This window comes from Ohtaekwangia sp. (assembly GCF_036786105.1).
GTDB lineage: Bacteria > Bacteroidota > Bacteroidia > Cytophagales > Cyclobacteriaceae > Ohtaekwangia.
Window position 1 is genome coordinate 47,370 of record NZ_DAIQRQ010000027.1, and the last position, 10,952, is coordinate 58,321.

The following is a 10,952-nucleotide window of genomic DNA, read 5'->3' on the forward strand; positions in this document are numbered from 1 at the left end:
CCTGGAAAATAGAATAAAACCGACAGGGCATCGGCAAGCGCTGTGATCTGATCTATTCTACCATTATGCAAAAAAAGCCTGATGATACTTTACACCAGGCTTCATATCTCACCATTTAAACAATAGGTTAATTCACCATCTGTGTATATACACCACGATCCGCAGTGATGTTCAGTCGTTTGAACATTTCAGCAGCATCGAAGCCTTGCTTGCGATACTCGGCCTGTACAGCTTCTTTTGCCTTGGCAAATGCTTCCTGGTTTTTCCAGCGTGCCACAGTAACACAGATCAGGTTGTTGTTTTCATCGGTATACACATAGGCGGCATCTTCTATAAAACCCGGCAGGCTTTTTATAAAGGACCGATTTATTTCCATGCGCTCCAGAAATTCCTTCTTTGCGGCAGCGGGAACAAAAAATTTATCTATGAAATTTACTTCCTCTTTATTCACCTGCAAAGTAGACAGATCAACAGGAAGTACATCCAATTGCTGTAAGAATCCAAGTCTGTCTGTATTTACCTGAGAGCTTGTAATTTTGCCATTCCTAAAGGTATAGATAGCAATACCATCGCTTACGATGGCATTACCTGTAGGTGCTATATATTGAAACTGTCCCGTTTGTTTTCCGGTTATTTTTTGCTTTACTACAACCTTGTCATCTTCGGCAATAAGTTCTTCTACCTTCCATTGAATGTCGGGCAACGCTTTAGTCAATGCGACTATCGGTTCATAAAATCCTGCGCTGCCTTTTGTACCCGTTACGCTGGTATATTCTTCTGATATAACGCTTTGGAAAAATGCCACATTTCGTGTGTTCATAGCTTCATATACTTTGCGAATAACTTCCTTGTTTATTGTTGTTTCCATAGCTGATGTATTGTTTGTTTTATTCATTTCATGGCGAGCTGTTTTCTGACTGTATGCCATGGCGGGCAATAACAGGATTGCCGCGAACAGACTAACGTTTCTGTGCGCTTTTCTTCTTGATGTGTTTGTTTTCATTTCCGTTGTTTTTTAACAAAGGTATTTTCACCAGCCGGCGCAGAATTGTAAAAAATCACTGGCGTGATTTTTTCTAAAATTCTTTTTTAAAACAATGAGGACAGATTTCCCCATTATATCATGCCTGAATTAAAGGACAATTAATTTTCATTGAATTGTTATAACATCATTGCAATGTCCCGAATGTTTTTGGCAATATTGAACTACACCCTATTATTAATACTTATGAAACGCAGGATTTTACACTATATCTATACCTACTTTTTATGGACGGTGCTACTCCTGTCAACGTCTTGTGCATGCGAAACGGAAGAGAGTCCGTATGAATTAAATGAAACCGATCGAACGTTTATAACCTATTTGTATAGCTATAACGAATACAAAATACAAGCCACTACACTGGCAACACAAAATGGAAAAACGGCTACTCAAACTGTTGCTGCTGAAATATTAGGCGATCTTGAACAAACACGCACGCAACTACAAACCATTGCTACCAACACCCGGTATACATTGCCGGTTGCTATACCTGCCGATGCAGCCTCCGATCTTTCTACTTTACAGAACGCAACTATTGCATCATTTGATATCACCTTTACACAAGATCAGCTAACAACGATCAACGCGGATATAGCGATGCTGGAAAACGAACTGAGCCACGGGACAGAACCGAGTGTGATGGCGCTTGCACATGACTATCTGCCCAAACTCCGCCAACACAAAGTACAATTGACGGAATTGTTGGGCAAGTTGTAACTAACCAGTTTATATCATCAGATGGATCTATTAACGCTTAACCCTGTACCAGATAACGGTTCCGCTCTCATAAAACAATCCTTGAATCTGATTGCTTTAGCTGTGCCCATTTTTTTAGCATATCAACCAATATATCAATCACTACTGGTTTGCTGATATAATCGTCCATACCCGCTTCAAAGCATTCGTCACGATCGCGCTGCATGGCATTGGCAGTCATGGCAATGATCACCGGCTGTTGGTGGTGCTTCTCACGGATCATGCGCGTTGTTTCCAGTCCATCCATATCCGGCATCTGAACGTCCATGAGAATTATATCATAGAATTGCTCGTTAAGTTTCTTTAATGTCTCAAGTCCGCTTTGCGCAATAGAGATGTTATGATAGCCCAGCTTATTCAATACCAATGTGGTCAGCTTCTGATTCACGGGGTTATCTTCTGCCACGAGGATGCGAAGCGGGTATTGTGAAGCAAAGTCTTCTGTTAATAATTGTTGAGTGGGTAAATTTTCTTCGCGCCCGCCTGCATTTTTTCCGGGACGGAATGCTGCATGAATCACTTTGCAAAGATTTTGCTGCTTTACCGGCTTGGTAAGTATAGCGCAAAACAGGTCTGCATATTTCTTTTTGCTCTCATCTCCCACCGAACTCAACAGAATTACCGGTATGTTTGGATAATTATCCTTGATGCGTTGCGTTAACTGCACACCATCCAGCACCGGCATCTGCATATCCGATATTACCAGGTCGTATGTAGTTTCCGAAAGCAATTGAAGCGCCTGTTGGCCAGATGATGCCAGCACTGATGTCAGATTCCAATGCTCTAACTGATTCTTCAGTATCGTTAAGTTGGTGACGTTGTCGTCTACAATTAGCACGCGCTTACCTTCGTTACCAGCAGTGCTGCACAATGCATATTGCCGTATAGACTCACGACTCTCTTTCGTATGGAAAGTAAACCTGAATGTAGCACCGGTATCCTGTTCGCTCTCCACGGTAATATAGCCACCCATTAATTCCACGAGGCGCTTGCTGATAATGAGCCCGAGCCCGGTTCCGCCATATTTGCGCGTAGTAGACGAATCTGCCTGGGTAAAAGCTTTAAATAACCGCGGAAGTTTATCCGGGGATATACCTATACCGGTATCTCTTACTTCAAAAGCCAGCTCCAGTTCCCCGTTATTACGGTTCAATAAATCAACTCCTACAAAAATTTCACCCTGGTGTGTAAACTTCATTGCATTACCAATCAGGTTCAGCAACACCTGGCGTAACCGGTGGCTATCTCCTATTAATTGTGCGGAAATGCGATAGTCTATCTGGTATACAAGGTCAAGGTTTTTTTGTGAAGCTTTGGCAGAGAACACATCCATCACATCTTCTATGCATTGACGCAAATCAAAATTATGATAATCCAGTTCAAGATTGCCAGACTCTATCTTGGAGAAATCAAGAATATCATTGATCACCGTGAGCAGGGCATCACCACTTCCACGAATCGTGCTGGTATATTCCAGTTGCTCCTGTGTAAGCGCAGTCTCGGCCAGCAGCGAAGTCATGCCCAGTAATCCATTCATCGGTGTGCGTATTTCGTGACTCATCGTTGCGAGAAATATACTCTTGGCCTGGTTGGCGCGTTCGGCTTCCAAGCGTGCCATCTCGGCTTCTTCACGCTTGCGCAGAATTTCGTTTTTCTGTTGCTGCAATTCTTCATTCATAGCATACAGAAAGTCGGTTTGTTCCTGCAACTGCACATTCAGCCGCTGCATGTTTTGTGCCTGATGTTGCAGAATCTCTTTCTGTTGCACCACCTCTGCTGTGCGCTCACGCACCTGTTCTTCCAGTTCATGCTTTTGTTTCTGAATAGCATTCGTTCGTATTCTGTAGATCAGATAACCTAATCCGGTGGCCGATAGTATAGCCAGGGTTGTAAACCACCAGGTTTGCCAGAAAGGGGGCATGATAATCATTTGCAGCGAAAGTATATTTGTATCCCAGTCTCCTCCACTATCAATGGCCCGCATCTTAAATATATAGGTGCCCGGGGCAAGGTTGGTATAGGTAATTTTGCGTTCGTTTCCGCACTTCACCCAATCCTTGTCAAATCCTTCCAGGAAGTAGGAATATGTCTTTCGTCCAACATCCGCATAATTTAACGCAGCAAATTCAAATGAGATGACGGTATGATTATGCCCCAGGGTAATGGCGTTCGTTTCGGTAATGCTCTTTTTAAGTGGCGAGTCCGGATGCGTGCTATTGGCTATCGGTACAGAAGTATTGAACAATTGAAAGTCCGTGAGCACGATAGGCACTTTATAGTGCTTTTCGCGAATTCTGTCAGGAAAAAATTCATTGAAGCCATTGGTACCACCAAAGTACATAGCTCCCGATCGACTCAGTAAGGATGCATGTGGTTTAAACTCGTTTGATTGCAAACCATCGGCTACATCAAAATTCTGAAATTTGCCAATAGAAGGCTGATAGCGTGTTATACCTTTATTCGTGCTGATCCACAAATTACCTGCATTATCTTCTAATATACCGGAGATAAAATCGCTGGGTAATCCATCCGTTTTGCGATAGGCAATAAACTTTTCTCGAGATATGTCAAAGTAATTCAATCCTGACATGGTACCTATCCAAAGGTTCCCATGTTTATCTTCATGTATTTGTGTGATGGCGTTATTGCTGATGCTATTGGCACTATCATGATGAGCATAATGCGTGAACGTTTGTGATGCCGGATCAAAAAGATCCAATCCACCGCCATCCGTGCCGATCCACATCCTGCCTCGACTATCCTGGTATAGGAGTATAACTTTATTGCTGCCTATACTGGAAGGATTGTTGGCATCGTGCACAAACGCTGTAAATGTATTGCTTTCGCGATGATACAGGTTCAGGCCTCCATTGTATGTGCCGATCCAGATGTTCTTATCTTTGTCTTCCAGTATAGCCCATGCATTATTGCTACTTATCGTAGACGTATCCTTGTCATCATGTCTGAAATGTATATAGGTATTTTTCTTCGGGTTATACACCGTAATACCCTCACCCCAGGTACCAAACCAAAGATTTCCGTAGCTATCTTCCTGAATGTTCAGCACATGATCGCCCGTTATACTTGATGGATTATTCGCTTTGTGCCGAAAATGTGTAAATGTACCCGTCTTGCGATTTAAGAGATCAACACCTCCGCCATCAGTAGCCACCCACAAATTGTTCTTCGAATCCTCATATATACTCAGTACTTTATTATTGCCCAGGCTTTGCTGAGAAGAGGTGTGGCGATAGTGCGCAAAGTAACTCTGCTCCTTGTTAGAAAGATCTATTCCTTCTGAAAAAGTACCAAGCCACATATTGCCTTTCTGATCTCTGTATATAGACCAAATGGAATTGCAGCTGATAGATGCAGGATCTATGTCGTCCTGATAATAAGTTCTAAAAGCAGCTGTCCGATTATTAAAGATACTAAGACCACCATTTTCGGTGCCTACCCATAAATTACCATCGCTATCTTCGTTCAATGCGAGTATAAAGTTGTGGCCAAGGCTTGTGGCATCCTGTGCATGATGTTTGAATCGTTTAAAGCGCTGTGTTTCTCGATCGAACAAATTAAGACCACCACCCTGTGTACCCACCCAAAGCCTGTGGCGGCTGTCTTCAAAAAGGACTTTCGTATCGTTCGCACTGAGTGAATGAGAGTCGCGATCATCATGCCTGAAGCTTTTGAATGTTTTATGTTTGCGATCAAACATACTCAATCCGTCAGTTGTAGCAGCCCAGATGTTGTGCTGATGATCTTCTATTACCTGTATAACGTTGTTGCCAGCCAGACTCGCAGCAGCGTATCTGTCATGCCTGTAATGTGTAAAGCGATTAGTCTTTTCATCAAACACATCCAGGCCACCACCCTCTGTTGCAATCCAGAAAAGTCCGTCATGGTCGCGAATGATACTTCTCACCTGGTCGCTCGCCAATGAATTAGGATTTCCAGGTTCATGTTTATAGTCGATAAACGTATCACTTTCACGATTGTAGATATTAATACCACCGCCCCATGTGGCAATCCAGATGCGTCCGGAAGGATCTTCTGTCACATCTGTAATGTAATTATTCCCGATGGTGGTCTTATCGTTTGCGTCATTCTGATAAACCGTGAAGGTATATCCATTGTATTTGTTCAAACCATCACGGGTACCAAACCACATGAATCCGCGACTGTCCTGAAAGATACAAGTTACATTGCTATGCGAGAGTCCCTCGCGTGCACCAATGTGCCGGAAGCTCAATTGAGCCTGTTGCGAATAGGTGCACATGCACACAAAAGAAAGCGAGAGGAATAACCAGAATCTCACGTTACACATGCTCTTTAAAACTGTCTGTTAACACGATACGAGTTTTGATGGCTTTACCCAATATTTACACTTGTCAAAAAATACTGTTGATAAAATTCAACAGTGTGATGCATAGGTTCAGGATAACTATATATTATATTTTCCTATCAATAAATAAGCGTGATGTAATAAAAGGATCATTTTTATCGCAGGTGTTTTTACAAATAGTAATTTTTGTGAGTTTTCAGGCGCAATACCGATGTATCCTACAGAAAAATTATAACGTGCGATCTTGTCGAAAAAATAAATATTTCATCCAGCCCTACCGTTGTTTGGGTAAAGATGCTAAGGTTCCAAAGTGTTTGTATCAGGAAAAACCTGATTTTTAAAAATCAGGTTTTGACGTAGGCAGCAATCTTTATACTGAGACAAATTGTACACAATTCTACAATGTATTACCATAGTAATCGCTAACCCCTTTCTATCTGGCAGATTATATTTACTCTTAATCTGCTACTGTATACATTCACTATATGAAAAATCCAGGATGAAAATTTTCTAAACACTGCCATCGAGCATCTCCATGCCAGCACAGCATTCAAGTACTTGATTTACGAAATCATTTCACCTGCATCAACGACCTGCTCCACAAACACCGCTCACACATAACAGACTTGCCCGGCTCGGGATATATGGAGTATGCAGAGTTACTTGTGCTTGCTGGTATGTTCTTTTGCAAAGTCGAACGGCTTCGCGCTCTTCTGCCGTTGGTTAATCACTACGTTTCTTTGCATCAGACTTACACCTGATAGAAGAGGATGAAATGTGAGATCATGGGAAAATCGGAAGAAAAATCACTTCAATTTAAAAAACCTTAAATCTTTTACGATTCAGGTTTTTAATGTTGTGTAGACAGGAGGATCTGTAGTTCGAACCTTTTCCTTCAGGATTTATTAAAAATCAACTTTTTCAGGCACATTTAAGTAGAAAGCTCTTCAAACGTCATTTCAATTTGCCTGCTTGTTTTTCCCATTCGAGAATTGCCTCCTTTAAGTCATTTTTAAATGTTGGATTTTGGAAATAATACTGAAGCATCTTGTCTGCAACCTGGCGTGAAGCTTCGTTGTCACTTGGATAGTGAATGCCCATAATTTCCCTTGATCGCCTGATCTCTTCTGCAAGGGCTATAAACTGTGGCTGCCTCTCAGGCACAATTTCACTCCACGTAAATGCCTGAATAAATGCCCAAAGGGTATGACCACTGGCGAATGATGGCGAGTTGATTTTAGTAAGCGGTGTTAATCTTGGCTCAAGATGATAAGGACGTGGTCTAAGCAATTTATACTTGATGGTGAACTCCATTATTCGCATATCCTGCATAATACCTTGAAGCAATTTGGATACTTTGGGGAAATTGTTCGCGCTAATCTCACTTCCCAACAATTCTCTTCCTTCAAAAAATAAGTCTTCCAAGTTCTGCTTATAAGAAGGATGTGATGGAACCATATTTACGGATGGCCAATAACCAATGTTTCCTAAAAATTCAACACGTTTTATTTGTTCGGGAGTCCTCTTCTCTTGAAGTTTCAAAAGGTAATCAAGCTCTTTTCTAACCTGATCAGAACTATTAGCTGGAAACTTTACACTCTCACTAAGTGCCTTTACCTGACTGTCGGATAAGTAGTATGGTTTAACGAGCAGATATACTATAGATGTTCCGTATTCCGTTGGTGGATATTTTATAGTATCCATCCATGCCCGCTGAGGATTTGGTAAAGAACTTATTGATTGTAATACTTTATAGTGATCACTAACCGGTGCAAGGCCAAATTTCTTCTGGCCATTAGAAGCGCTGAAGTGAATCAACAAGATGAATAGAAAAGTATAATGCTTTTTCATTTAAGATTAATTTTCACAGAGACGCTATAAGGAATTAAAAGACGCATCATTAAGTTTGCGTCTTTTTCTGAAACCCTTCGTCTTCCATCCGGACAAAACGTTCAAGTATTATTTTCAGATAAAAATTTATTGATTATGGAAGATCTAATCGTCTCCACCGAAGGTGGTGGATGTTGCAGCACAGGATGCTGCTAAAACAAAGAAAGGCGGATTGCCCGCCTTTCCATTTTATATACTTTCATTTGCAGCAACTCGGATCACGATCTACACATAAAACAATATTTCCATACGCATCTGTTTCAATGATCAATGACTCGTGCAATTTCTCCTTTAACATTTGTCTCGCCCTTTGAACACGCGACTTAACACCAGAGTAGGAAACACCAAGACGTTTTGCCATTTCTATTTGAGAAAGGTTTTCAAGTTCTGCCAGTTGAAGAGCTTCTCTATATTTTACCGGGAGGGTTAAAAGCAATTTTTGCAGCGTGTTCTCAACGCATTCGTTAAAGTTAAGAACATCGTCATTCCAATTCAATTCAGAAGCACTTATATATTTTGATTGCCTTCTGAAATGATCAACGATCATATTCTTTGTAATCTGGTATATCCATCCAGTAGCCTTTTGAGGTTCTTGTAGCTGTCCAATCTTATCCTGAACCTTGATAAAAACATCGTGAACAATATCTTCGCTAAGAGCCTTGTCTCGTACACGTTTAAGAACAAAACCTTTCAATTCATTCTCAAAAAAACTCCACGGTGCCACTGTTAATTCCATAGTCGTTTAATAACACTCTTCCTTTACCAAGACGTAATGCTTTAAAAAAAGACGCAACCTTTCAATTAAATAGCTTTAGCCGGATACAATTTCATCTTTAGCCAGAACGCAAGATTTACCAGTAAGATTAATGCAGGCACTTCAATAAGAGGGCCAACAACCCCAGCAAAAGCTTGGCCTGAGTTTATTCCGAATACACCCACAGCTACGGCTATTGCTAACTCAAAATTGTTACCAGTAGCTGTAAATGACACAGAAGCGTTCTCTTCATAATTAGCTCCCAATCGCTTAGAGAGTAAGAAACTTAAAATGAAGATAATAATAAAGTATATCACTAAGGGTATAGCAATTCGAACAACATCTAACGGAATCTCCATAATCAACTTACCCTTGAAACTGAACATGATAACAATTGTAAAAAGTAAAGCGATTAATGTAAGTGGGCTAATTTTAGGAATAACCTGATGTATATACCAATCTTCGCCTTTTGCCTTTATAAAAAGAAATCGAGAGAGAAAACCTGCAATAAAAGGTATACCTAAATATAGGAAAACACTTTTAGCAACATCGAGCATGCTCACGTTTACAATATGCCCGCTTACACCAAAGTATACAGGAAGCACCGTGATGAAGAGCCAAGCAAACAGACTGTAAAAAAGTACTTGAAAAATGCTATTTAGTGCTACCAATCCAGCAGCATATTCTTTATCACCTTTAGCAAGATCATTCCACACCAGTACCATAGCAATACATCGGGCAAGCCCTATGAGAATCAAGCCGACCATATACTCCGGTTTGTCATGCAGAAATACTATAGCTAACAGAAACATAATGATTGGCCCTATAATCCAGTTAAGGATAAGAGATAAGCTGATAACTTTTATATTCTTGAATACCTTCCCCAGGTGTTCGTATCGCACTTTCGCCAATGGCGGATACATCATAATGATCAGTCCGGCTGCAAGCGGTATATTTGTGGTGCCCACCTGAAAATTTGACATAAGCTCTTCTACCGGAAACATATTGCCAAGTACAATCCCTGCGATCATGGCAAGAAAAATCCAGAGTGTCAGGTACCGGTCAAGGAAGCCGAGTTTCTTTTGATTACTCATGCTTCTTAGAGATTAACTTGTGAGAACGCAAACAATATCTCTCTTCCTATTTGTTCAACACGCTCCGCATACTTAGCTGCTTCCTGAGGTGTATCGTCGAAATTCTTTGGATCATCATATCGAAGCGGAATCCTTGCAACAGCACCGAATACAATAGGGCAATTCTCATCAGCATGTGAACACGTCATTACCGCAGCGAAATCTTTATTATGATTGAAAGGATCATCATATTTCTTTGAGAATGCTTTTATAGCTGGTGCATCCTGCGAATACTTTACGTCATACACAGGATTATCGCCTTCCGATGTCTTGGAAATAGTGAAACCCGCATTCTGCATGGCATTTACTGCTCTGGGATTAAAAGCTGTTGCTTCTGTACCTCCTGAAAAACACAATACCCCTGGAACGCCATAATAGTATGCGGCAGCTTGCGCCCATATCTGCGAGAGATGACTTCTGCGAGAGTTATGCGTGCAAATGAAGTTCAGATATACCGATTGCTTTTTATCAATTCCATTCTGAACAAATTGAGTCAACTCTTTTAAAATGTCCTTTCGCTCAGACGGAATCTCATTAAACTCCTCAGTCAATCGTTCGACTGTAGGCTGCAAGGCAGAAAGTAATGCGCTGGTGAATGTTGCCATAGTTCTATACTATATTTTTCGACAATGTATTATTGTAATATTACGGTATGATTGATCAAATTTTTTAACAGCAGTTCTTCTTCGAAACAAATTGAGAAAACAGATTTATAAATATATCCCTTGCCTCTTCCCAGACTTTTTCATCAATGCAGTAATTCACTTTTGGCCCTTCAATCTCTCCCTTGATAATGCCAATGCTTTTAAGCTCTTTCAAATGCTGGTTAATGGTTGATTGAGATAATGGAAGTATATCTACCAGGTCATTACAAATACAGGTCTGGTTGCTGAGTAGATACTCGATAATAGCAACGCGTGCAGGGTGGTCAAATGCTTTCGCTAAATGAGCTACTCTGTTTTGGCGTTTCTTGAAGAGTTCTGATTTTGTGATTCCCATAGTACCGTAATAACGCAATATTACGGTAGTTTA

At 40.9% G+C, this 10,952-nt stretch carries 8 protein-coding genes; 1 reads left to right on the forward strand and 7 read right to left on the reverse strand.

The genetic code is table 11. The features are described from left to right. Window positions 1–127 precede the first annotated feature (127 nt). Window positions 128–1,003, reverse strand: coding sequence for an ester cyclase (locus V7Q33_RS12905; RefSeq protein WP_333820093.1), 876 nt, complete (start codon window positions 1,001–1,003; stop codon window positions 128–130). 225 nt (window positions 1,004–1,228) lie between these two features. Here V7Q33_RS12905 and V7Q33_RS12910 point away from each other — a divergent pair, with 225 nt between their 5' ends. Continuing rightward, window positions 1,229–1,759, forward strand: a complete 531-nt coding sequence (locus V7Q33_RS12910; protein WP_333820094.1) for a DUF4142 domain-containing protein — start codon at window positions 1,229–1,231, stop codon at window positions 1,757–1,759. Between the two features lie 67 nt (window positions 1,760–1,826). On the opposite strand, the gene V7Q33_RS12915 is transcribed toward V7Q33_RS12910, so the two are convergent. The 6 genes from V7Q33_RS12915 to V7Q33_RS12940 form a co-directional block, all read right to left on the reverse strand. Then, window positions 1,827–6,116: a hybrid sensor histidine kinase/response regulator gene (locus tag V7Q33_RS12915; RefSeq protein WP_333820095.1), complete on the reverse strand. Its 4,290-nt coding sequence runs from the start codon at window positions 6,114–6,116 to the stop codon at window positions 1,827–1,829. A 981-nt stretch (window positions 6,117–7,097) separates the two neighbouring features. Continuing rightward, the gene (locus V7Q33_RS12920; protein WP_333820096.1) at window positions 7,098–7,994 is read right to left on the reverse strand and encodes a phosphatase PAP2 family protein; all 897 of its coding nucleotides are present in this window, start codon (window positions 7,992–7,994) and stop codon (window positions 7,098–7,100) included. A gap of 238 nt (window positions 7,995–8,232) precedes the next feature. Next, window positions 8,233–8,769, reverse strand: coding sequence for a sigma-70 family RNA polymerase sigma factor (locus tag V7Q33_RS12925; protein WP_333820097.1), 537 nt, complete (start codon window positions 8,767–8,769; stop codon window positions 8,233–8,235). A gap of 65 nt (window positions 8,770–8,834) precedes the next feature. Then, window positions 8,835–9,881 (reverse strand): ACR3 family arsenite efflux transporter, encoded by a 1,047-nt coding sequence (arsB, locus tag V7Q33_RS12930; protein WP_333820098.1) that lies wholly within the window; start codon window positions 9,879–9,881, stop codon window positions 8,835–8,837. Window positions 9,882–9,886: 5 nt separating this feature from the next. Beyond that, window positions 9,887–10,525, reverse strand: coding sequence for a protein-tyrosine-phosphatase (locus tag V7Q33_RS12935; protein WP_333820099.1), 639 nt, complete (start codon window positions 10,523–10,525; stop codon window positions 9,887–9,889). A 64-nt stretch (window positions 10,526–10,589) separates the two neighbouring features. Beyond that, window positions 10,590–10,919 (reverse strand): ArsR/SmtB family transcription factor, encoded by a 330-nt coding sequence (locus V7Q33_RS12940; RefSeq protein WP_333820100.1) that lies wholly within the window; start codon window positions 10,917–10,919, stop codon window positions 10,590–10,592. Window positions 10,920–10,952 lie beyond the last annotated feature (33 nt).